At 27.6% G+C, this 23922-nt stretch carries 21 protein-coding genes and 2 pseudogenes; 15 read left to right on the top strand and 8 right to left on the bottom strand.

Translation table 11 applies throughout. The annotated features are described in order from the left end of the window. Positions 1-78 precede the first annotated feature (78 nt). Complete coding sequence (gene sufB, locus BTURN675_RS01735) at positions 79-1545, bottom strand: Fe-S cluster assembly protein SufB (protein ID WP_046288834.1); 1467 nt, start codon at positions 1543-1545, stop codon at positions 79-81. A gap of 89 nt (positions 1546-1634) precedes the next feature. Continuing rightward, positions 1635-2033, bottom strand: coding sequence for an iron-sulfur cluster assembly accessory protein (locus BTURN675_RS01730; protein ID WP_046289117.1), 399 nt, complete (start codon positions 2031-2033; stop codon positions 1635-1637). A 310-nt stretch (positions 2034-2343) separates the two neighbouring features. On the opposite strand from BTURN675_RS01730, the gene prfA reads away from it, so the two are divergent. From prfA to ychF, 14 genes and pseudogenes are all read left to right on the top strand, one after another. Beyond that, complete coding sequence (prfA, locus tag BTURN675_RS01725; protein ID WP_046288833.1) at positions 2344-3399, top strand: peptide chain release factor 1; 1056 nt, start codon at positions 2344-2346, stop codon at positions 3397-3399. A gap of 21 nt (positions 3400-3420) precedes the next feature. Next, positions 3421-4257, top strand: coding sequence for a peptide chain release factor N(5)-glutamine methyltransferase (gene prmC, locus BTURN675_RS01720; protein ID WP_046288832.1), 837 nt, complete (start codon positions 3421-3423; stop codon positions 4255-4257). A gap of 186 nt (positions 4258-4443) precedes the next feature. Beyond that, positions 4444-5304, top strand: a complete 861-nt coding sequence (gene kdsA, locus BTURN675_RS01715; protein WP_046288831.1) for a 3-deoxy-8-phosphooctulonate synthase — start codon at positions 4444-4446, stop codon at positions 5302-5304. A 498-nt stretch (positions 5305-5802) separates the two neighbouring features. Next, positions 5803-7038 (top strand): annotated as a pseudogene (gene thrS / locus BTURN675_RS01710) (threonine--tRNA ligase); the annotation flags it as partial. 12 nt (positions 7039-7050) lie between these two features. After that, a complete protein-coding gene (gene infC / locus BTURN675_RS01705) occupies positions 7051-7587 on the top strand; it encodes a translation initiation factor IF-3 (RefSeq protein WP_046288830.1) in 537 nt (178 codons plus the stop codon). Between the two features lie 58 nt (positions 7588-7645). Continuing rightward, a complete protein-coding gene (gene rpmI / locus BTURN675_RS01700) occupies positions 7646-7843 on the top strand; it encodes a 50S ribosomal protein L35 (RefSeq protein WP_046288829.1) in 198 nt (65 codons plus the stop codon). 95 nt (positions 7844-7938) lie between these two features. Beyond that, positions 7939-8289: a 50S ribosomal protein L20 gene (gene rplT / locus BTURN675_RS01695; protein WP_046288828.1), complete on the top strand. Its 351-nt coding sequence runs from the start codon at positions 7939-7941 to the stop codon at positions 8287-8289. A 181-nt stretch (positions 8290-8470) separates the two neighbouring features. Then, the gene (gene pheS / locus BTURN675_RS01690) at positions 8471-9466 is read left to right on the top strand and encodes a phenylalanine--tRNA ligase subunit alpha (RefSeq protein ID WP_046288827.1); all 996 of its coding nucleotides are present in this window, start codon (positions 8471-8473) and stop codon (positions 9464-9466) included. Between the two features lie 15 nt (positions 9467-9481). Further along, positions 9482-11905, top strand: coding sequence for a phenylalanine--tRNA ligase subunit beta (gene pheT / locus BTURN675_RS01685; RefSeq protein ID WP_046288826.1), 2424 nt, complete (start codon positions 9482-9484; stop codon positions 11903-11905). A 61-nt stretch (positions 11906-11966) separates the two neighbouring features. Then, entirely contained in the window at positions 11967-12989 is a 1023-nt protein-coding gene (locus BTURN675_RS01680) for a lipoate--protein ligase (protein WP_046288825.1), read from the top strand. Between the two features lie 145 nt (positions 12990-13134). After that, complete coding sequence (gene lolB, locus BTURN675_RS01675; protein ID WP_158332955.1) at positions 13135-13728, top strand: lipoprotein insertase outer membrane protein LolB; 594 nt, start codon at positions 13135-13137, stop codon at positions 13726-13728. 338 nt (positions 13729-14066) lie between these two features. After that, positions 14067-15005: a ribose-phosphate pyrophosphokinase gene (locus tag BTURN675_RS01670; protein WP_046288823.1), complete on the top strand. Its 939-nt coding sequence runs from the start codon at positions 14067-14069 to the stop codon at positions 15003-15005. A 95-nt stretch (positions 15006-15100) separates the two neighbouring features. After that, positions 15101-15675: pseudogene (gene pth, locus BTURN675_RS01665) on the top strand (aminoacyl-tRNA hydrolase). Between the two features lie 79 nt (positions 15676-15754). Next, positions 15755-16870 (top strand): redox-regulated ATPase YchF, encoded by a 1116-nt coding sequence (gene ychF / locus BTURN675_RS01660; RefSeq protein WP_046288822.1) that lies wholly within the window; start codon positions 15755-15757, stop codon positions 16868-16870. 275 nt (positions 16871-17145) lie between these two features. On the opposite strand, the gene BTURN675_RS01655 is transcribed toward ychF, so the two are convergent. Together BTURN675_RS01655 and pgl are read right to left on the bottom strand one after the other, a co-directional pair. Further along, the gene (locus tag BTURN675_RS01655) at positions 17146-17856 is read right to left on the bottom strand and encodes a Bax inhibitor-1/YccA family protein (RefSeq protein ID WP_046288821.1); all 711 of its coding nucleotides are present in this window, start codon (positions 17854-17856) and stop codon (positions 17146-17148) included. A 136-nt stretch (positions 17857-17992) separates the two neighbouring features. Continuing rightward, positions 17993-19009, bottom strand: coding sequence for a 6-phosphogluconolactonase (gene pgl, locus BTURN675_RS01650; protein WP_082086678.1), 1017 nt, complete (start codon positions 19007-19009; stop codon positions 17993-17995). Between the two features lie 250 nt (positions 19010-19259). On the opposite strand from pgl, the gene gpmA reads away from it, so the two are divergent. Beyond that, entirely contained in the window at positions 19260-19973 is a 714-nt protein-coding gene (gene gpmA, locus BTURN675_RS01645; protein WP_046288819.1) for a 2,3-diphosphoglycerate-dependent phosphoglycerate mutase, read from the top strand. Between the two features lie 167 nt (positions 19974-20140). Here gpmA and ybgF read toward each other — a convergent pair whose 3' ends face one another. The 4 genes from ybgF to BTURN675_RS01625 all read right to left on the bottom strand — a co-directional run bounded on the left by ybgF (position 20141) and on the right by BTURN675_RS01625 (position 23874). After that, a complete protein-coding gene (gene ybgF / locus BTURN675_RS01640) occupies positions 20141-20908 on the bottom strand; it encodes a tol-pal system protein YbgF (protein ID WP_046288818.1) in 768 nt (255 codons plus the stop codon). Positions 20909-20933: 25 nt separating this feature from the next. Further along, on the bottom strand, positions 20934-21452 hold the full coding sequence (pal, locus tag BTURN675_RS01635; RefSeq protein WP_052722610.1) for a peptidoglycan-associated lipoprotein Pal: 519 nt from the start codon (positions 21450-21452) through the stop codon (positions 20934-20936). Between the two features lie 37 nt (positions 21453-21489). Continuing rightward, the gene (gene tolB / locus BTURN675_RS01630) at positions 21490-22794 is read right to left on the bottom strand and encodes a Tol-Pal system beta propeller repeat protein TolB (RefSeq protein ID WP_046288817.1); all 1305 of its coding nucleotides are present in this window, start codon (positions 22792-22794) and stop codon (positions 21490-21492) included. A gap of 90 nt (positions 22795-22884) precedes the next feature. Continuing rightward, the gene (locus BTURN675_RS01625; protein WP_046288816.1) at positions 22885-23874 is read right to left on the bottom strand and encodes a cell envelope integrity TolA C-terminal domain-containing protein; all 990 of its coding nucleotides are present in this window, start codon (positions 23872-23874) and stop codon (positions 22885-22887) included. Positions 23875-23922: the final 48 nt, after the last annotated feature.

Raw genomic sequence — 23922 nt, 5'->3', positions numbered from 1 at the left:
ATTAAATAATTTCATTCTTTGTTAATTGTATTATTTTTGTATGTTGTCCATCGTATTTATATTAATAATTGCACATATTTAACCAATACTATGTTCCAAGTTGATAGTTAATAATTTTTCTGCTTCTATAGCAAATTCTAAAGGTAATTTAGAAAGTACATCTTTACAAAATCCATTGATAATCATAGAAATTGCATTATCTTCATTGATTCCACGTTGTTGGCAGTAAAATAACTGTTCTTCATTAATGCGTGAAGTGGTAGCTTCATGTTCTACTTGAGAAGTATGATTATGTACTTTAATATATGGGAATGTGTGTGCACCACATTTATTGCCAATTAACATGGAGTCGCATTGCGTGAAATTTCTTGAGTGATTAGCATTAGGTAATATTTTTACTAATCCACGGTAAGTATTTTCGCTTTTTCCACTTGAAATTCCTTTGGAAATAATAGTCGATCGGGTATTTTTCCCAATGTGGATCATTTTTGTTCCTGTGTCTGCTTGTTGACAATTTTTTGTAATAGCAACTGAAAAAAATTCTCCTATAGAATAATTGCCTTTTAAAATAACGCTGGGGTATTTCCAAGTAATGGCAGAACCAGATTCAGATTGTGTCCAAGACATTTTAGAATTTGTGCCCAAACATAGTGCGCGTTTAGTAACAAAATTCAAAATACCTCCAGAATTTTTATTACCAGAAAACCAATTTTGTATTGTGGAATATTTGACGTGTGCATTTTGCAGAACAATAACTTCAACTACTGCAGCATGCAATTGATAGCTGTTTCTAATTGGTGCAGAACATCCTTCAATATAACTAACGTAACTTCCTTCATCAGCGATTAGTATCGTACGTTCAAATTGTCCTGTCTTTTCAGCATTAATACGAAAGTATGTAGAAAGTTCAATTGGGCACCGTATGTTTTTAGGAATGTAAATAAATGTTCCATCGGATACGACTGCAGAATTTAAAGCCGCGAAAAAATTATCATTAATAGGTACGACACTTCCTAAATATTTTTGTATCAATTCTGGATGTTCGTGAATTGCTTCATTAAACGAACAAAAAATTATTCCTAATTGTTTTAATTCGGAACGGTAAGTTGTGGTAACAGATACTGAATCAAAAATTGCATCTATTGCTATACCACTATTTTCATAGATAGGTATTTTTAACTGTTGAAATGTTTCTTTAACTTCTTTAGTCAAATAATTTTTTTTATTTGATTTTTGTTTATTTTTGATAGTATGTTCATTATTTTTATATGTTTTACTTGAATTTTCTGAGTTCAAAGAGGAACATGGAGCAGAATAGTAACTATATTCATTATAATTTAATGTTGGATAATTTCCTTTAAGCCAATGAGGTTCTTTCATTTTTATCCATGTACGGTATGCTTTTAATCGGAAATTTAGCATCCATTTTGGTTCATTACGTTTTTTCGAAATAGCGTGAATGATATTTTCATTAATTCCTAAAGGGAATGTTTCAGTATTTAATACGGTAACGAAACCTTCTTTATAAATCTTTATAAATGTCATGATTTTTTTTCATTGTTGTATTTTAAAATGTTATTTCATAATTTAAAAATATTCTAAAACTATGAAACAAGTTTCTTGTATGAAATCAACTAAATAGTAAAGCTTTCACCACACCCACATAAATAGCGTGCTTTGGGGTTTTTAAATTTAAATGTAGAACATAAACCCTCTTTAATATAATCTAATTCGCTTCCATTCATAAATGGAATCGTAGCGTGTGGAATAAATATTTTAGCTCCATTTTCATATTCAAATATTAAGTCGGTACAATTAATATCTTTTTGCATTACTTTATCAAATATATAACTAAAACCGGCACATCCAGATTTTTTAATACTAATACGTAAACCGATCATATTAACATCATTAGATATTAGTTGTTGAATATGTATAGCAGCTTCATTGGTTAAAATTAATTTGTATTTGTTTTTTTGAGTTAGATAATTAAAGTGTTGTTTTGAAGTGATTTTTTTAATATCATTGCGCATGAGGATACCCAAATAAAAATATTTTTCTACTTCCATTATGTGATATACTAATTTAGTACTTTTGTAATACAAATCACTTAATTTGATTATACCATAAATTTAATGAATTTAACAAACTTACATTATTAATCATTTTTAATCAAGTAAGTATTAACTGTAAATGTATTTTAGATTATTTTATATTTATATGTTGTTTCTATTTAATGACAAATTGATTTAATTAAAATTAAAATCATATGTAATATTTGGCATGTTATTTAAAGTATGTTAATCTAAAAATGCCATATTTTGATGTAAAAATAGTTAATTTATGAAATCTTCTACACTTGCTAAATTAGAAACATTAAATATACGTTATAAAAATTTGGAAATTTTGCTTAATGATCCAAACATGTTACATGATCAAAAGAAATTTCGAGCCTTATTTAAAGAATATGGTCAATTAAGTAATCTCATAATATATTTTCGACGGTGGATGGCAATTAAAAAAAACATTGTTTCTTTACAGTCTATTTTAGAAGATTCAGAAATATATAATCTTGCTCAAGATGATATAAAAAAATTAAATATTGATCGTTTGTCACTTGAAAAAAAATTGAGTTTTTTACTTGAGTCTAAAATTATCAACAACGATATAAAAGGATGTTTTTGCGAAATAAGGGCTGGAACCGGGGGACATGAAGCAGCTTTGTTTGCGGGGGAGCTTGTTCGCATGTATGTGCGATATGCTGAAAAGTCCCGGTGGAAAATGGAAATTATTCATAGTACTCACGGGGAACAGGGAGGCTACAAAGAGATTATTATAAAATTTTATGATCACGCTTATAAAAAATTACAATTTGAATCAGGAGGACATCGAGTGCAAAGAATTCCTTGTACTGAATCACAGGGTAGGATACATACATCTTCTTGTACAGTAGCTGTTATTCCAGAGTTGTGTAATAAAGAGTTACCGATGATAAATATGGGTGATTTACGGATTGATACTTTTCGTTCGTCTGGTGCTGGTGGACAACATGTTAATACCACTGATTCAGCGATTCGTGTTACTCATCTTCCCACAGGAATTGTGGTAGCGTGTCAAGATGGTCGATCACAACATAAAAATAAAGCTAAAGCATTAGAAATTTTACGTGCCCGTTTATCTGCAGTTGAATCCAAACGTAAACAAGAACAATCATCAATTACCCGACGTAATTTATTAGGTACTGGTGACAGATCTGACAGAATTCGCACATATAATTTTCATCAAAATCGTATCACTGATCACCGAATTGGTTTAACAGTGTATTGCTTAAATGAAGTTATGGAAGGAAATTTGGATATTTTAATAAAACCTCTTACAGAAAAATATAATTTTAATTAGTTTCTTATCAGATAATTCAAAATGAATGTTAAAAACTGGTTAAGTCAAGCAATTTCACGTTTGTGTATTTTTAAAACTGCGAAACGTGATGCAGAGTGTATTTTAGAAAAGATCACTGGGAAGTCTAGTGTGTATTTTTTAGGTTTTGGTGACAAAACACTTACTAAATATCAAGAAAAGCGAGCAAATAAATTATTAGCACGTAGAATACGTGGTGAACCCATTGCTTATTTAACTGGTGAACATTCATTTTGGTCATTAAATTTCAAAATATCATCAGGAATATTTATTCCGCGGAGTGATACTGAGTGTTTAGTAGAGCAAGTATTATTAAAGTTTTCTTCATGTGTAAGTTCATTGAATGTTCTTGATTTAGGCACTGGTAGTGGTGCCATAGCTTTGGCGATTGCATCAGAACGTCCTACTTGGAAAATTACAGGGGTTGATTTTATATTAAAAACTGTTTATTTAGCATCGAAAAATGTTAATTTATTAAAAATGAACAATGTTACGATTGTATTTGGAAATTGGTTTCAGAATTTAAAAATGCATAATTATGATCTTATTGTTAGTAATCCGCCATATATAGATAAATACGATCCACATTTGTTATTTGGTGATGTCCGTTTTGAACCAAAAACAGCTCTGATAGCAAAACATTCTGGTCTATTTAATTTATCACATATTTGTATTAATTCTGTTAAATATTTAAAATTAGGAGGGTGGTTATTTTTAGAACATGGATGGTTACAAGGATGTGATGTACGTTTTTTGTTTCGTCAATCTGGTTTTAGAGATATTACTACAGTACGTGATTATAATAATAATGAACGTGTTACATATGGACAATTTTGTTGAGTTTTTTCATAAAAAAACAATATTTTTATTTAAAAATAGGTTTTTATTATCAATATTTAAATATTGATATATCAATATGATTTTATTGATTGAATTAATTTTTCATGAATATAAAAATTTTTTTTATAATTTCATGATCAAATAAACAATATTTGTTTACTGTCAAACTATGGATTTCGGTGTAATATGAAACAATTGATTGTAAATGTTGGTGATATTCAAATATCGAATAATTTACCATTTGTGTTGTTTGGGGGGATGAATGTTTTAGAATCACGAGATATAGTGATGAAAGTTTGTGAACATTATGTTAATATAACTCAAAAATTAAATATACCCTATATATTTAAAGCTTCTTTTGACAAAGCAAATCGTTCATCCATTCATTCTTATCGTGGTCCTGGTTTTGATCAGGGAATGAAATTATTTCAAGAATTAAAAAAAACTTTTGGGGTAAAAATTATTACAGATATACATGAATCAAATCAAGCTGATATTGCATCCAGTATTGTTGATATTTTACAATTGCCAGCATTTTTAGCACGGCAAACTGATCTTATAATTTCTATGGCGCGTACTGGATCTGTAATTAATATTAAAAAGCCTCCATATATTAATCCTACACAAATGAGTCATATTGTTGATAAATTTAGAAATTATGGAAATGACAAGATAATTTTATGTGATCGAGGTACAAGTTTTGGTTATGATAATTTAGTTGTGGATATGCTTGGTTTCAATGTAATGAATACAGTATCTGGAGGTTGTCCGATAATATTTGATGTTACTCATGCCTTGCAAATTAGAAATGCTTTTAGTTGTGTCTCAGGTGGACGGGGGGGGAAAATTTATGAATTATCGCGATCTGGTATAGCTGTGGGTATTGCCGGTTTATTTCTTGAAGCACATCCAGATCCCAAATCTGCTAAATGTGATGGATCATCTGCATTATTATTAGATGAATTAGAGAATTTTTTAAAGCAAATGCAATCCATAGATAATTTAATAAAATATTTATTAATATCGAATAATGGAGATATTTCTTGAAATAGGTGATTACTATTTAGATTTGTAATATTCGGAAACGTATTATTAAATGATAGTGTAATAGTTTATTTTTTGGTAAAATATGATATTTTAAATATAGTATACTACTGTTTTTATAATCATTGTAAACTAATTTAATAAATGTATTTAAAGAGATTAAGATTAATAAATAATTTTCAAATATTAATTTACATTTATGTTGTTGTTTATTATCATTAAAAAATATAGCTTTAGGTGAATTTTGATTAGTTAGAATTTAAAAAATAATAATTATAATGCTACTATGGTATTATTAAATAACTCAATGATCATAGTTGGTGTTATCTGTTAGTTTATTTAGTGTTGTCTGTTAACTTATTATTTTGGTCTTTATTAAATAAATTATGTTAAAACATTTTAATTAATCTAAAATTAAAATATTTAAATTGGTTACAAGATATTTTTAAGATTATACGTTATTTTTTTAAAAAAAATAGTCCTGTTCGTAAAAAAAGATTTCATATATCATTATATATTAAAACAGATATGAATAAAAAAAAAGTAGATCATCGCAAACTTGCCAAACAACTTGATTTGTATCATATAGAAGAAAATGCTCCTGGTTTGGTGTGTTGGCACCCTAATGGATGGATAATATTTTGTGAGTTAGAAAAATTCATAAGAAAAAAATTTAAAATATACGAATATCAGGAAGTTAAAACTCCATGGATGATGAAGCAAACGTTGTGGAAAAAAACTGGTCATTGGGATAATTATTCTGAATATATGTATACTATTGCTTCAGAAAATGATGAATATTGTATTAAACCGATGAATTGTCCTGGCCACGTAAAAATTTTTAATCAAGGAGTGAAATCCTATCGAGATTTACCGATACGGCTAGCAGAATTTGGAAGTTGTTACCGTAATGAACCTTCTGGAGCATTACATGGATTAATGCGAACACGAGGATTTGTACAAGATGATGGGCATATATTTTGTATGCAATCCCAAATTCTTGATGAACTTAATTGTTGTGTGAAAATGATGTATGATATTTATGATATATTTGGTTTTAAAAATATAATTGTTCAATTATCTACCCGACCGGAAAAAAGAATTGGTGAAGATGTCATATGGGATATATCAGAACGTAGTTTAGCTAACATTTTAAAGGAAAATAATATTGTATTTAAATATCAAATGAATGCAGGGGCGTTTTATGGACCAAAGATTGAATTTACTTTATTAGATTCCATGAATAGATTCTGGCAATGTGGTACAATACAGTTAGATTTTTCTTTGCCAAATAGTTTAGATGCGTTTTATGTAGATATGTATAATAATAGAGTTCCACCAGTGATGATTCACAGGGCTGTTCTTGGTTCAATAGAACGTTTTATTGCTATTTTAACAGAAGAATGTGCAGGATTTTATCCTATTTGGTTGGCTCCAGTACAAGTGGTTTTGTTAAATATTACAGAAAAACATGCACAATATATTCTTATGTTAAAGAAAGATATGTTGAAATTAGATATTCGTGTGAAAGCGGATTTACGTAACGAAACCATAGGTTTTAAAATTAGAGAGCATACATTGAAACGTATACCTTATATATTAATTTGTGGTGATAAAGAAATTAGTGAAAAAACAGTATCTGTTCGTACATCTAGAGGAAAAAATTTGGGAAATTATGATGTGAATGTTTTTATAAATAAATTAATATATGAAATTAAAAGTTACGCTTATCAATAATAAGGGGGAAATATCAAAACTGGAAGAAGAAATCAGTCGATACGACCTAATCGAATTAATCAAGAAATTTTTGCTAACAAAGTGCGATTGACTGGCACAGACGGTAAACAGATTGGCATCGTCAGTTTGGATGTAGCGCTTTTAAAATCTCAAGAACTAGAACTTGATTTAGTGGAAATTAATTCTAATACCATACCGCCAGTATGCCGTATTATGGATTATGGAAAATTTTTATATGAAAAAAATAAATCTATAAAAGAACAAAAAAAGAAACAAAAAATCATACATCTTAAAGAAATTAAATTTCGTCCAAATACTGATGAAGGTGATTATAAAATTAAATTGCGAAATATAATTCGTTTTTTGCAATTGGGAGATAAAATTAAAATTACTTTACGTTTCCGGGGGGGGGAATTAGCACATCAAGATTTAGGGGTGAAAATTTTACATCGTTTATGTAACGATCTACAAGAATGGTCAGTAGTAGATTTTTTCCCCAATAAGTTAGAAGGTAGGCAAATGGTTATGTTATTAAGTTCAAAAAAATAAATATTATGTTAAATATTGTATCTAAAGATGAAGATATGGGCTGTGTTTGGAAAATGTTATGTTAAAAATGAAAACGTTGCGTAGTGCCAGTAAACGATTTAAAAAAACATCGTTGGGGAAATTTAAGTATAAACATTCTTATTTGCAACACATTTTAACTAAAAAATCGACCAAACGAAAACGTCATTTACGGAAAAAATCTTTAGTTTCTAAAAGTTGTTTAACAACAGTTAAAAAATATTTGCCTTATGTATAAGTATTATGTTGCCATTTTTAATGGCAAATATACATGAAAAATTTAAATAATTTCGTGTAAAAAATAATTATATATTCAAATAAAAAAGGAAAATTATGGTTCGTGTGAAAAATAGTGTAGCTGCACATGCTAGACATAAAAAAGTAATTTCACGAACGAAGGGTTATTATGGTGCTCGTTCGAGGGCGTATCGTGTGGCATTTCAAGCAATGATTAAAGCTGGAGTATATTCTTATCGTGATCGGCGCCAAAAAAAACGGCAATTCAGGCAATTATGGATTATAAAAATTAACGCTGCTGCTAGGGAAAATAGTATGTCATACAGCAGTTTAATAAATAAATTACATGAATCATCTATAATGATGAACCGTAAAGTACTTGCTGATCTTGCTATGTTTGATCAAACAACATTTTCTTTATTAATAAAAAAGATTAGATCTATTTAATCATGGAATGAAGATATTTTTTTAATAATTTAAAATATGTTTACTGAAATGTATATTTTTTTCATATAAATTACATAAATTATTTATTTATTAAATATACATGGCATTTATATTTATAATGTAACAATACAGTGGAATTAATCAATTATGTGTTTTTGTATGTTAATATTTGAGAAAATTTATGTTAAAATTTTTAAATGTTATTGAACAAACAAAAATCGCCATTAACAAAACAACAAATCTTGATGTTTTAGAATTTTTAAAAGTTAAGTGTTTAGGAAGAAATGGACATTTTACACAGAAAATAAAAACTTTACGCAATTTACCTCCGGAGTTACGTTCTAAAAAATATAAAATTATTAATAAAGCAAAAAAAGAAATAGAAGAACTGATTTTTCAGAAAAGAAACGTTTTGCAATTAATGTCTATTGATAAAGAAATTGTAGATAGTGTGTTAGACATTTCTCTTCCAGGACGTAAACCTTCAATTGCTGGATTACATCCGATAACACATACAATGAATCGTGTTATTTTATTTTTTAAAAATATAGGATTCTCTGTGGTATATGGTCCAGAAATTGAAAATAGCTATTATAATTTTGATGCACTGAATATTCCTGATAATCATCCTGCCCGTAATGAACAGGACACTTTTTGGATTGATACAACTTATTTACTTCGTACACAAACTTCTGGTATGCAAATTCGTGTTATGCAAGAAATTAACGATCCACCAATTATGGTTATTTCGCCAGGACGTGTATATCGAAAAGATTATGATAAATATCATACACCTATGTTTCATCAAATAGAAGGATTAGTTGTCGATAAAAATATTAGTTTTAGTAATTTGAAATATATCATGTCTAATTTTTTATATGATTTCTTTACAAGTATTAAAAATTCTATAAAGATACGTTTCAGGCCTTCATATTTCCCTTTTACAGCACCTTCAGCTGAAATAGATATATTGTTAAAAAATTATGATTGGCTGGAAATATTAGGTTGTGGTATGGTTCATCCACATGTTTTAAATAATGTTAATATTGATCCAAAAATATTTTCTGGTTTTGCTTTTGGTATCGGAATAGAACGATTAGCAATGTTATATTATGATATTACTGATTTGCGTTTGTTTTTTGAAAATGATTTGCGTTTTCTTAAACAATTTAAATGATGTTGAGGTTAGTGGGTGAAATTTAGTGAATTATGGTTACGCGAATGGGTTAACCTACCCGTTGATAGTGTTACGTTGGCTAAAAAAATTACTATGTCAGGTTTAAAAGTTAATGTAGTAGAACCTGTTTCATTATATTTTACTGGTGTAGTAATTGGTAACATCATAGATGTCAAAGTACATCCTGATAATTGTAATTTGTTGGTTAATACAATAGACACTGGCCATGTAGGTGTGTTTAAAATTATCTCTAATTCGAAAAGATGTAAAAAAAATATTCGGGTAGCAGTTGCTCTTAGGGGCGCAAATTTACCTAATAATTTACAAGTAAAATGTATTCAAATACAGAATGAATTATCGGAAGGGATCCTGTGTTCGTTTAAGTCTTTAGGAATCATATATCATGATATTATTATAAATAATTCTATAATTGAACTGCCAATGGATGCACCACTTGGTCAAGATTTAAGAACATATTTACAATTAGATGATAATATTTTCGATATTTCTATCACACCCAATCGTGGTGATTGTTTGAATTTAATGGGAATTGCGCATGATATCGCAGCGATATATCGCTTACCTATTCAATATCCTAAAATTGATCATGTAATACCTACGATTGATGATGTAGTATCAATATCTATTGATGTTCCTGAAGCATGTCCATGTTATTTCGGAAGAATATTAAAAAATATTGATACCTCTATTTCCACACCGTTGTGGATGAAAGAAAAATTAAGACGTTCTGGAGTCATGATTTCTAATATAGTAATGGACATTATTAATTATGTGTTATTAGAATTGGGGCAACCAATACATATTTTTGATCTAAATGATATTCATGGTGGCATTAATGTTCGTTTCGCTGCTCAGAAAGAAACCATAGCTATTTCATATGATAATGAAATAGCTCTGAGTCCAGATACTTTAATTATTGCTGATCATACAGGTCCTTTAGAAATAGCTGGAATATCTGTTAAAAATTTTGATACTTTAAATTTTTCAAAAATTTCTAATATATTTTTAGGATCTGCATTTTTTAATTCGTTGCATATTATTCGATCTATAAAACGATATGGAATAACTACTTATTCTTCCCAATATTATGAACGAAATGGTATTAATCCAGAAGTTTCTGAATTAGCATTAGAGCGTGCTACGTTTTTTCTGCTCAGAATGTGTGGTGGAGGATCTGGTGCAATAACATCTGTTATTAATCAAAATATGTTGCCAAAGAAAAATGCTATTATTTTGTATCGTAGTACATTAAATAGATTACTTGGTTATATTATTTCAAATAATGAAATTGTTGATATTTTGATTCATTTAGGTTGTAGTGTACAAATTTATCAAAAAGATGTTTCATGGATAGTTTTGGTACCTACTTGGCGTTTTGATATAAAAATTGAAGAAGATTTAATAGCAGAAATTGTTCGATTACATGGTTATGATAAAATAGCAGAAGTTTCTGTATACGCTAAGTTGCATATAAATAAACACATCAAAAATAACTTTTCATTATCTCGAATAAAAACGTTACTTGTGGATTTGGGATATCAAGAAATAATCACGTATAGTTTTGTTAATCATGATATTCAAAATTTGTTGTATCCCCACAATCTTCCGATAAAGTTATTTAATCCACTTACAAATGATATGTCTGTAATGCGTTTATCATTATTAGTAGGACTTTTAAACACGTTAATTTATAACCAAAATAGACAACAAAAAAATATTCGTTTATTTGAATGTGGTCAATGTTTTTTACCTAATAGATCCAATATAGATAATAAAATTCATCAACATCTTATGTTATCTGGTATCATAACTGGAGAAAGATTTGACGATCATTGGGATGTTTTGTCTCGTTCGTTAGATTTTTACGATATTAAAGGTGATATAGAAGCATTATTGGAGTTTATGGGGCAATTAAATGATATTGAATTTAAGTCAACAAATGTATATTTACCATTACATCCTGGTCAAAGTGCATCAATTTTTTTACGAGAAGAGTATGTTGGATTTGTTGGTGTTATTCATCCAATTTTAGCTAAAAAATTAAAATTAAAAACTACTACATGTGCTTTTGAATTGTTTTGGGATAAGATATCTCAAAATAAAATGACATTAAAAAATATTATTATTCCTAAATTCCCAATTAACCGTCGTGATATTTCTATCATTGTTCCTGAACATATTTCTGCTGGAGAAATTATATTTGAATGTAAAAAGACTATTAAAGATAAATTAATTGATATTACATTATTCGATATTTATCGAGGGCATGGAATTCCCAATGGCTTTAAAAGTTTATCTATTAGTCTTTATATATATCATACTGCTCATACATTGCAAGAAAAAGAGATTAAATTAATTATTCAAGAATGTATTTTTGTACTTAAAAATCGTTTCCAAGTGTTATTAAGAGATAAATAGATAGCTAAAAAAATATATAATTTAGTTTTTTGTATTCCTAATTTTACAGGAGTAAAATAAGATGTCTTCAATTCGATTGTTGTTTTCAGATTCGTATGATCCATGGTTTAATTTAGCAGCAGAAAATTATATATTTCATAATATGCCAAAATATCAATGTATATTATTTTTATGGCGTAATTGTGATACTGTTGTTATTGGCAGAGCGCAAAATCCATGGAAAGAATGTAATACTCGGCGTATGGACCGGGATGGTGTTCGGTTAGCTAGGCGAAGTAGTGGTGGGGGGGCTGTTTTTCATGATTTGGGAAATACCTGTTTTACTTTTATGTCGAGTAAAAGTAAATTTTTTGATCATGATGATAATTTTTCTACAAAGATTGTTCTTGATGCTTTACACCGAGTAAATATTGATGCTTTTGTATGTGGAAGAAATGATATTTTAGTGAAAACTAATTATGGAAATCGAAAAATAAGCGGATCCGCATACCGCCGGACAAATTGTGGAAAATTTCACCATGGAACTTTATTGTTACATACTGATCTAAACAAGTTAGTTTATTACCTTACTCCAGATGAAAAAAAATTACAATCAAAAGGGATCACCTCAATTCGTTCTAGGGTAGTTAATTTAATTCAAATAAAACCAAATATCAATCATGAAATGTTATGTCAATCTTTAAAAGAATCTTTTTTCAATGCTTGTGATCAAGAAGTAATATCAGAAATTATTTCACCTAAAATTTTTTCAGATGATTTCGAATTTTTGAAATTATTTCTTAAGCAAAGTTCTTGGAAATGGAATTTTGGACTTGCCCCTGATTTTAGTCATGAGTTGAATACGCGTTTTGATTGGGGGGGTGTGTCATTTTTTTTTGATATAGAAAATGGTACTATTGTTCGTAGTTGTATGTTTACTGATAGTTTATATCCTGACCCATTAGAAGAATTATCATTTCGGTTAATTAATGTACCATATAACCCAAAAAATATTCGATTTTGTTGTAAACAATGGATGAAACGGTGGTTAGAATATCCGGAATTAACAGAAATTAGTAAATGGTTAGAACAATGTGTGTCTTGAGGTAAAATATAAAAAATTATTTTATAAAAATTCATAATATATTTTTTCTAATAAAAAACAGAGTATATATGAAAAATAAATACGATATATATATTATTAAATAATGTATCATTGTAAGGTGTTTTTTTATTTTTTATTTATATTAATGCATTTTGTTGTAAATTCTTGCAGATATGAAAAATATTTTTTTAATAATTGTCAAAATTTTAACGCATGGCAAAAACATAGAGAATCTTTATTAAAAGTAAAAAGGTATCAGATTCGAGGTGTTATAACATGTGCTATTTTTCAAACGCATTGGAAACGATTATCGTTTGTTTGGCAAAAAGTTAATGATGAACATTACAAATTTATTTTTATCCATCCTATTGGATTAGAAAGTATTGAAATTAACATATTAGAAAATAAAGTATGTCCTGTTGATGATAAAAGTATAAAAAATTGTTGTACTATTGATTATTTCGAAAATATAATTCAAGAATTATTACATTTGAAGATTTCATTTAAAAATTTTAAAGCATGGATAGTTGGTTTGCCTGGTCATAATGAATGTGATTTTATTTTGAACGCAAAGTGTTGTTTAGAAAAAGTTTACTGTCCATGTAATAGTGGTAATTTTACAATATTGTACAAAAGTTACTATAATAGTAGTTGCCCTATGTTACCTAAAGTCATAGAAATATTATGTGATAAAAATTATTTTTTTAATATAAAAATATATAATTGGAAAATACAGTGATTTATTGTGATCTATTATCAGAAAAGTCAGTTTGATTTTATATATTCACAATAAATTAATTGATAAATGTTATTTTTTTAAAATTATTTTAATTTTTTAATTATAACGATATAGTTACCATGAATAATGGTATTAAAATAAATTTGTTTATTCTTGTTTTCATTATAGAGATTTTTTTTAGATAAATTGTTAAAATATCAGTATTAATATTTTTTTAAAAAAAATTGTTAATAGTTATAGCATGTAATTGTATTATTTTTTGACTTATATTATATATGTGGTGTTTAGATTATATATTGTGAACAATTTTGTTCTAGACAAAATTAGGATATATTTTAATGAAATTATTTTCTGGGAATGCTACTCCAGAATTAGCACATAAAATAGCTAATCGTTTATATATAAAACTTGGTAATGCTTCTGTTGGTAGATTTAATGATGGAGAAGTAAGTGTACAAATCAATGAAAATGTACGAGGAGGAGATATTTTCATTATTCAATCTACCTGTTTTCCTACAAATGATAATTTAATGGAATTAGTAGTTATGGTTGATGCATTACGTCGTGCATCAGCTGGTAGAATCACAGCAGTAATTCCTTATTTTGGTTATGCCAGACAGGATCGCCGTGTACGATCTGCTCGTGTTCCGATTACCTCTAGAGTAGTGGCAAATTTTTTATCAAGTGTAGGTATAGATCGAATTTTAACTGTTGATTTACATGCTGAACAGATTCAAGGTTTTTTTGATGTTCCTGTAGACAATGTTTTTAGTAGTTTAGTTCTTTTAGAAGATATGTTACAAAAAAAATTAGAAAATCCTATTGTAGTATCTCCAGATATTGGAGGTGTTGTGCGTGCACGAGCAATTGCAAAATTACTTTATGATACTGACATGGCTATTATTGATAAACGTAGACCCCGTGCTAACATTGCAGAAATTGTAAATATTATTGGAGATATTTCTGACCGTGATTGTATATTAGTGGATGACATGATTGACACTGGTGAAACGTTATGTAAAGCTGCTGATGTGTTAAAAACAAAGGGTGCTAAAAGGGTATTTGCTTATGCCACCCATCCAATTTTTTCTGGAAATGCTTATACAAACCTTAGTACTTCAGTAATTGATGAAATTGTAATTTGTGACACAATTCCATTAAGCACGTGCATGAAATCTTTATCTAATATTCGAATATTAACACTTTCTGGTATGTTAGCTGAAATTATTCGAAGAATTAGTAACGAGGAATCAATTTCTGCTATGTTTCAACATTAATCAGTGGAGATATTTTAGATTATAGTAAATTAGTATAAAGTTGATGTATTAGCAGTGAGTCAGTATTCATTAAATGAAGGATAAATAATAAAAACATGATTAAACTTATTGTTGGTTTAGCTAATTTTTCGTCTGAATATTTTAATACCCGTCATAATATTGGCGCTTGGTATGTTGAAAAATTAATGATGTTGTATAATGGTCAATGTTCTTTAAAAAAAGAAAACAGATTTTATGGATATACAGCAAAAATTGTTTTATGTGATTTTGATGTTAGATTATTAATACCAACTACTTATATGAATATGAGTGGAATGTCTGTTTTATCTATTGCTAAATTTTATCAATTATCTTGTGATGAAATTTTAGTGGCACATGATGAACTTGATTTGCTTCCAGGTCGTGCACAATTAAAATTTTCTGGTGGATATAATGGACATAATGGAATCAAAGATATTATTAAAAAATTAGACAATCAAAATTTTTATAGATTGAGAATTGGTATTGGTCGTCCTTTAAGAAAAAATTCAATAACTCGTTTTGTGCTTAGCGAACCTTCTTTACAAGAAAAAAAAAAATTGATGAACTACTTATTAAAGTAGTAAATTGCACTGAAATGATTTTGATAAAAAATATTTCTGGGTTTGTACAATGTTTAAATAAATGTTAATGTTTTATTGAAATTAATTATTAATAACTGTATTTAATGTGGGTGTAAATTATTATCATTTATATAATATTAAAATATTATGACATTCAAATGTGGTATTATTGGTTTGCCAAATGTAGGTAAATCAACTTTGTTTAACTTACTTACACATTCTTCAGTAAAATCTGAAAATTTTCCGTTTTGTACCATCAATGCTAATCGAGGGATTCTTTCAATATTAGATATTCGTCTATATAAGTTATCTAAATTTGTACACACAACACGTATAATTCCTGGAAATATAGTGTTAGTTGATATTGCTGGATTGATTAAAGGGGCTTCACGAGGAGAAGGATTAGGTAATAAGTTTTTAAATGATATTGCACAAGTTGATATTTTATGTCATGTTGTTCGATGTTTTGATAAAAATGATATTTATCATGTTAATAATAACATTGATCCTAAAACAGATATTCAGATTATTCATGATGAGTTAGTATTGTTTGATATTTCACTTTGTGAACGATTGATATCGTCCTTAATAAAAACTAGTAGATACGACAAAAAAAAAGATGTTGTTAAAGATATTACTCAAACTGTATCATTATTAAATAATTGTTTAGAACATTTATATGAGGGAACTAGATTATGCAATCTTATTTTCGATAAAGAAGAGAAAGTGATTCTGAAGAATTTTAATTTTTTAACTTATAAACCAATGATATATATCGCTAATATCGACAGTATTAGTAATAATAATTATTATTTGAATGAAATATCAGAAATTTCTACTGTTGATAATGTTCCATATATACCAATATGTGTTTTGTCTGCATCGGAATCAATGAGAACAAAAGTTAAATATAATGATATTATGTTTGATGATATGGTGTCTTTTTTTGAAGATTACTTTAATCACTCTAAAATATTTGATTTTGTTAATACATTATATCATGTTTTACGATTAAAAACATTTTTCACTGTTAATACACAAGAGATAAGAGCATGGATAATATCAAAAGACACTGTAGCAATACAAGCAGCTGATATGATTCATAGCGATTTTCGAAGAATGTTTATTCGCGTTCAAGTTGTGCGATATAATGATTTTATTTTTTTTCAAGGAAAGTTTTCTGCAAAAAAACACGGAAAAATTAAAATTGAAGGAAAAAACTACCTCATTCAAGATGGTGATATATTACATTTCTTGATATGATATATAAGAATATAAAATAATAAACGTGTCATTAAATTAGCAGAGCTGTTATTGTCCTTTATTTTATTTATAAAAAAAAGCATAAAACAAAAATATTATGTTTACTGTTTATAATAAAGGACAACAACACCTGTTTTTGTTATTTTGTTGTTTTATAATAATTAATTAAAATTTATATAAAAAATTAACGTACAAGCAGTGACACTAAACTAACAAAAAATCAACTATTAATGTAATGTCATTTTATATAAATATATAAATTTTTGATTTTTTGTTTATCTTCGATTACCAAAAATTCGAATCATCATCAAAAATAAATTTATAAAATCAAGATACAACGTTAGTGCTCCTAGAATGGAATACTTTCTAACTTGCTCTTTATTGTCCATAGCTAAAGTAGCGCCCATGGATTTTAATTTTTGTGTGTCATAAGCAGTCAAGGCAACGAATATAACAACACCAATATAAGTAATTAACCACATTAACGGAGTACTTTTCAACCATAGGTTCACCACAGAACCCAATATTATTCCAATCATGGCCATAAATAGTAGGTTTCCCAAGCTACTTAAATCTCGTTTAGTAGTATAACCATAACATGTCATAGTTCCAAACATTCCTGCAGTTACTATAAAAGTACTGGCAATAGAAGAAGCAGTATAAATAATAAAAATGCTAGATAAAGTTAATCCAGTCAGCATTGAGTAAAACATGAATAATGTTGTTGCTAATGCCCCACTTAAACGAGACACCATACCAGAAAGGACAAAAACTAACCCTAATTGAATAATAATTAGACTAAAAAAAGTGATTTGATTAGAAAAAATAAACTGTAATATTATTGGTGATTGAGAAGCATACCATGCAACAAAAGATGTTAATAATAACCCACAAGACATCCAGCCAAACACTTGCGCAATAAACGGCTGAATTGTACTATTGGCTCGTTCTACAAGTGCACCTTGAAAACGGGAGAATCGGTCCATAAATATCACCTTAAATTTAAACGTAAATACATAATCAACATGATAAAAACTGTTTGGTTTAAGATTATCGTATAAATTACAGGAGGTCAAGAGTAAAATTTTATTTCAGCAAGAAATTTTCGATAAATTTCAAATTTTATTGATTTAAAATTTTAATCCAAGTAGGGCCAATTCCGACTGGAAATCGAAAAAAGTGTTTTAATGCACCAATTTTTTTATCAATTTCATACACAGAACAGAAATTTGATTTTTGTCCAGCTACAGTTAAGTATGTTCCGCTATCATCTATTGCAAATCCTCTAGGTTGTGATTCAGTAGCTTGAGAGCCTGCATATTGTAATTTTTTACCTTCCTGAAGTATTTTAAAATAACTGATAATACTAGTTTGACGTTCGCTACAATATAGCCAACAATTATCATGGGTAATATGTATATCTGATGCCCAATTATTCTTTGTGATTTTTATATTCATATTATCATCAGGAATAATATTCACTGTTTGTGTAATTATTGGTGTGCAATTAGTATATTTATTAATTTTAACAACATTAACAGTACTACTGATTTCGTTAATAATATATGCATAACGATATGAATGATGAAATACCATATGTCGAGGGCCTGAATTAGTTTTAATGTTAATCATTTTTAATGAACGAGTATTTAATGTTCCTAAATTATTGATATCGTATATTCTTACAGAATCTTCCTTTAAGCACGGTACCCACAATCTTGTATTAGTTATCTCTATATTCGAGGAATGACATCCTGATAATCCTGTTAATATTTGTAATATTGACGTGCATTCACCGGAGTTATTTAATTGTATGACATCTAAACTATTGTTATTATAAGAGGTAGAATAGAGACAAGATCCTTGTTTATTAATGTTTAAATGTGTTGAATATCCGGAAATTAATAGTTCTCCTTGTTGGTTAAGAATTCCATTTTTTTCAATATGATAAATAATTATTTTAGGAGTAATTCGCGTTCCAACGTATAATTTTTTTTTGTTAGGATGAATAATCATAGGTTGTACTTGTTCTATGGTATTTATTGTTTGTATTGGTCGTGGTAATAAATTTTCATCTATTTTCCAAACATGTATGTTGTGACTATTCGGGCTCGTAATGTAAATTATTTGTTTCATCATGTAATATCTTTAATATAATATTGTGAAAGTTAATGATTATGGATATTAGTTAGAATGTTTGTTTATTGTTGTGATAAACCATTTAAATGATATTTTTATACAGTGTGTAAATAATGATTGTTTAAAAATTTTTAGTATATTTTTTTTGAAATATCAGTAACAATATTATATTATATAGATAATACAATATAAATGGTATGATACTAAATTAATGTCTGTATATTAATTTAAGTGAGATTTTACTGTGATGATGAAAAGCACGAATATTCAGTTAGTACTTATTCGACATGGAGAAAGTCAGTGGAATAAGGAGAATCGTTTTACTGGTTGGGTGGATATTGGCCTTTCAGAGAAAGGATGTCATGATGCCAAACAAGCTGGAAAATTCTTGAAAAAAGAAGGGTTTGTTTTTGATTGTGGTTATACGTCAGTGTTAAAACGTGCTATTCACACTCTATGGATAATCATGGATGAACTTAATCAAACATGGTTACCAGTTAAAAAATCATGGCGATTAAATGAAAGACATTATGGATCTTTACAGGGGATGAATAAATGCGACGTTATTAAAAAATATGGTGCCGAACAAGTGAAACAATGGAGACGAAGCTTTTTTATTAGCCCTCCGCAAACAGATGCTGATGAAGTTTTATTGTTACGAAAAGATCCTCGTTACGTTAATTTAAATTTCAAAGAATTACCTCGTTCGGAAAGTTTATCATTAGCGTTAAATCGCATTCTTCCTTACTGGACACATGAAATTTTTCCTCAAATTAAAAATAAAAAATCGTTGATTGTTAGTGTTCATGGAAATACTATTCGAGCTATACTAAAGTTTTTAAATAACTTAAATGATGATGAAATTATTGATCTTAATATCCCCACTGGGATACCAATAGTTTGTGAATTTGACCCTGACATAAATTTTAGTTTTATTAAATTTTATTATTTACGTATTAATTAATACTGGCTTGTGAAATATTATTTGTAAGATTGGGGAATAACCTTTTGTAGTTACAAAAACGGATAAGATGTGAACATTAAAATAAAACACATATTTTTTTGTTTTTTGTTGTGTTAAAAATATTTTGTAATTTTGAAAACATTAATTATTGTAAATGACATTATTTATTATTGCTTTAATCGTTTGTGAATTTGTTTAGCTGCATCACTATTTGGGTACAAATAATTAATTTGTTTATAAATAAATTTGGCGTTGTCGTTGTCACCATTTTCTTGCATGATAATTCCAACTTTTAACAGAGAATCTGCTGCTTTTAGTGATTTTGGGTATTTTTTTGCTACTAATGCGAAATGATATGATGCATTATGTTTATTACCCTTTCTATAATTTAATTGTCCTAACCAATAATGTGCGTTCGGTTGGTATACAGAATTAGGATATTGTAATATAAATTTTTGAAACGCCTGAATAGCTTGTTCATATTGTTTGTTTTCTAAAACTAAACTTACAGCTTTATTATAATCATTAATATGTTGATTGTTATCATTATTAGTGTGAAAAATGTTTTCTGTGTTTTTTGAATGAAAAATCACATTATTATCAATGTAATTATTTGATAGATTTGATTTTTTCTTTATGATCCCATCTATTTTTTGAATAATATTTTTTTGTTGTTCAATCATTTTTGATAATTGATGTTCAGTGTCTTGAATTTGTCCTCTTAAAACATTAATATCTTCTTCTATTAATAAAATTTGTTTTTGAAAATTTATTAAACATTCACTATGTGCATGAGAAATATTTTTTAATTGAGTTATGTTGTTTTGTATATTTTTATGATTAGCAATATTTGAATAAGCATTTATAGAATGAATCATACTTAAAGATATAACTATGACCGCATTGAAGGAAATAACGTTTAAATATGTTTTCATCGCTTTTAATAAATAATTTATTGAATTAATATGCTAATACAACTCGTCTGTTTTTTGCATAATCATCTTCATGATGTCCTAAAAAGATTGGTTTTTCTTTACCATAAGACAAAATAGACATTTGTTGATCTAATACACCTAAGCTTTGTAAATACATTTTAACAGAATTTGCACGACGTTCTCCTAAAGCAATATTATATTCTGGTGTACCTCGTTCATCTGCATGTCCTTCTATAACTATTTTATAATATTCATTTTTACATAAAAAATCAGCGTGTTTATGTAATATTTGAAAAAATTGAGGCAAAATATTATATTGATCAAGATCAAAATAAATTGTGTTTATATTTTTTAAAATGCGAATTTGATTGGTTATGTTGTTCATCACAAATGGATTTGTATCATTAGTATGTTGAGTGGTATTTATATTTACGTTTTTTTTGTACTCAGTATCAATTGAATCATTGTTGCAACAAGATGTTATATATATATTAGAAATCATTATAAATATAATATATTGTAATGGTGAGAATTTTATGTTCATAATTATTATCCTTATGTAATTTTTTTATAACTTAAGATTATTTTATATATGGAGACCACGCAGGAAATCTAACTTGTTCGTCATTTATTGGAAGGCAAGTTTTAAATCGTCCATCAACTGAAATTAGATATAGTTTAGCAGAAGATGATTGTTCTGATGTACTGTAAATAATCATGTTATTACTTGGTGATAATGTAGGTGTTTCATCTAATGTGCTGTTTGTTAATTTTTGATATTGTTCGGTTAGCAAATTTAATTTTGTAATATATTGAGCATTATTGTTTCCACTTATCATAATCAAAAATTTTCCATCAGAACTAACCTTTCCATTTTGATTTTTAACATTTTCCCAAGATAATCTTTTTGATGAAATATTTTTTTTGCTAGTATCAATCTTGTATATTTGCGGTTTTCCACTTCGATCTGAAGTATATGCTAAATTGTTATTATCTGGAAACCAACTTGGTTCTGTATTATTATTACGTTCATTGGTAATTTGTTTAATATAATTAGAGCTAAGATCCATAATATATAAATTTAAACTCCCTGTTTTGGATAAAACAAAAGCTAATTTTTTTCCATCAGGAGAAAAAGCAGGTGCGCCATTATGGCGAGGAAAATTAACTATTTGTCGTATAGAACCATTGTTTAAATCATGTAATACAAGTATTGAACGATTATTTGAAAATAGTACATACGCTAATTGTTTTCCAGATGGAGCCCAAGCGGGTGACATTAATGGTTCTGTAGATTGATAGACTAAAATCTGATTATTACCATCATAATCAGAAATATACAATCTGTAAGGATATTGTCTATTTTTTACATACGTAATGTAAGCAATTTTAGTACAAAATTCCCCTGAAATACCAATTAATTTTTCAAAAATGTCGTTACTAATAGTATGTGCAGCATAACGGATCCATTCTTGAGTAACTGTATATTTATTTTGTAAAATGACAGTCTTATTAGGATGTTTATTAGCAATATTTACTAATTGATAAAAAATTTCATACTGATTATTATTTATAATATTGATTTTACCAATAACGATAATATCGTTACCTGATTTTAACCATTTGTGGACAGTAATTTCAGAAAGATTAGTAGGCTGTTCTGGAAATTCTGTACGAGATAAAACATAAAATTTACCAGTACTGTTTAAATCAAATGCAATAATTTCGGCAATATCACCAATATTGAGTAGGTTTGTTGTATTAAAAGGAAGAATACTAATTGGACGTGGACGGTTAATTCCTTTAGTAATATCAATGCAAATTTCTGCAAAAATCAATGATGGAATACAAAAAAAAACAATTAATAATGTAAATATGTGGTACATTGATTAAAAATATTGTTTGCTATCCCCAGAGGAAAAAATTATGAATAAATTATTATTTTTTCGATATTAAAGGAATAGTATTTATGTTTATTATGGTGTAAAATTTAATGTAATATTTTTAAAAATTTCACCAATTTCTGAATCAGGTGGTTTTGGTATTTCAGCTAATTTTACTGCAGATATTGCCGCTTGACATAGTTCGAAATTGCCTTCAAATGATTTTATGATATTTGTTGTATCATTGTCTTCTAATGTGATATGTAAAGTACATTGTTTTCCAGAAAAATTAGTATTATTGTAAAATTTATTGATGATCGATTGAGTAATCATGATTTTATATAAATTTATTGCATCTAGTTTTGATTGATATTCTTGTTCATAAAATTTAGTATTATTAATAGATTTTATGTTTATATTTTTTAATTGTAGTAAATTTTCATTATTATTGATGAATTTATTCAATAAATAATTGAGATTAGATTCATTTGTAATTTTTTTAGTGTTAGGTAAAATGTGTGGTTTTTTTTCTTGTGGTGTCTGAATAGATGGTTGAGAAACCGGTTGCATGGGTGTGATGTCTTCTAATATTTTTATTTTATTTAATTTTTCTTGTGGTGTCTGAATAGATGGTTGAGAAACCGGTTGCATGGGTGTGATGTCTTCTAATATTTTTATTTTATTTAATTTTTCTTGTGGTGTCTGAATAGATGGTTGAGAAACCGGTTGCATGGGTGTGATGTCTTCTAATATTTTTATTTTATTTAATTTTTCTTGTGGTGTCTGAATAGATGGTTGAGAAACCGGTTGCATGGGTGTGATGTCTTCTAATATTTTTATTTTATTTAATTTTTCTTGTGGTGTCTGAATAAATGGTTGTTTTGATGTTTTTGTGTATTGATTAGTTAATTCTATATCCATGGATGTTAATTTTTTTTTATTTGCTAATTTTGATATATTATTTTTATTTTTTACTGTATAACTATAATACAAAAAAACAGCTAAAATAAAATGCAACAACATTGATAAAACAGTGCAAAGTATAAAACTATTTTTTTCAGGTTTAGTAAATTTTGGCACCACATATTCCAATTAATACAATATAAATAATATTCAAAATTTTTATGTCAT

The sequence above is a fragment of the Blochmannia endosymbiont of Polyrhachis (Hedomyrma) turneri genome (genome assembly GCF_000973505.1).
Lineage (GTDB): Bacteria > Pseudomonadota > Gammaproteobacteria > Enterobacterales > Enterobacteriaceae > Blochmanniella.
This window is presented reverse-complemented; position numbering and strand designations above follow the sequence as displayed.

Excerpts from the sequence above, each read along its gene's own strand:
- sufB (WP_046288834.1), bottom strand. The coding sequence starts at position 1,545 with ATGACATTTATAAAGATTTATAAAGAAGGTTTCGTTACCGTATTAAAT.
- BTURN675_RS01730 (WP_046289117.1), bottom strand. The coding sequence starts at position 2,033 with ATGCGCAATGATATTAAAAAAATCACTTCAAAACAACACTTTAATTAT.
- prfA (WP_046288833.1), top strand. The coding sequence starts at position 2,344 with ATGAAATCTTCTACACTTGCTAAATTAGAAACATTAAATATACGTTAT.
- prmC (WP_046288832.1), top strand. The coding sequence starts at position 3,421 with ATGAATGTTAAAAACTGGTTAAGTCAAGCAATTTCACGTTTGTGTATT.
- kdsA (WP_046288831.1), top strand. The coding sequence starts at position 4,444 with ATGAAACAATTGATTGTAAATGTTGGTGATATTCAAATATCGAATAAT.
- rpmI (WP_046288829.1), top strand. The coding sequence starts at position 7,646 with ATGTTAAAAATGAAAACGTTGCGTAGTGCCAGTAAACGATTTAAAAAA.
- rplT (WP_046288828.1), top strand. The coding sequence starts at position 7,939 with ATGGTTCGTGTGAAAAATAGTGTAGCTGCACATGCTAGACATAAAAAA.
- pheS (WP_046288827.1), top strand. The coding sequence starts at position 8,471 with ATGTTAAAATTTTTAAATGTTATTGAACAAACAAAAATCGCCATTAAC.
- BTURN675_RS01680 (WP_046288825.1), top strand. The coding sequence starts at position 11,967 with ATGTCTTCAATTCGATTGTTGTTTTCAGATTCGTATGATCCATGGTTT.
- lolB (WP_158332955.1), top strand. The coding sequence starts at position 13,135 with ATGCATTTTGTTGTAAATTCTTGCAGATATGAAAAATATTTTTTTAAT.
- BTURN675_RS01670 (WP_046288823.1), top strand. The coding sequence starts at position 14,067 with ATGAAATTATTTTCTGGGAATGCTACTCCAGAATTAGCACATAAAATA.
- ychF (WP_046288822.1), top strand. The coding sequence starts at position 15,755 with ATGACATTCAAATGTGGTATTATTGGTTTGCCAAATGTAGGTAAATCA.
- BTURN675_RS01655 (WP_046288821.1), bottom strand. The coding sequence starts at position 17,856 with ATGGACCGATTCTCCCGTTTTCAAGGTGCACTTGTAGAACGAGCCAAT.
- pgl (WP_082086678.1), bottom strand. The coding sequence starts at position 19,009 with ATGATGAAACAAATAATTTACATTACGAGCCCGAATAGTCACAACATA.
- gpmA (WP_046288819.1), top strand. The coding sequence starts at position 19,260 with ATGAAAAGCACGAATATTCAGTTAGTACTTATTCGACATGGAGAAAGT.
- ybgF (WP_046288818.1), bottom strand. The coding sequence starts at position 20,908 with ATGAAAACATATTTAAACGTTATTTCCTTCAATGCGGTCATAGTTATA.
- pal (WP_052722610.1), bottom strand. The coding sequence starts at position 21,452 with ATGAACATAAAATTCTCACCATTACAATATATTATATTTATAATGATT.
- tolB (WP_046288817.1), bottom strand. The coding sequence starts at position 22,794 with ATGTACCACATATTTACATTATTAATTGTTTTTTTTTGTATTCCATCA.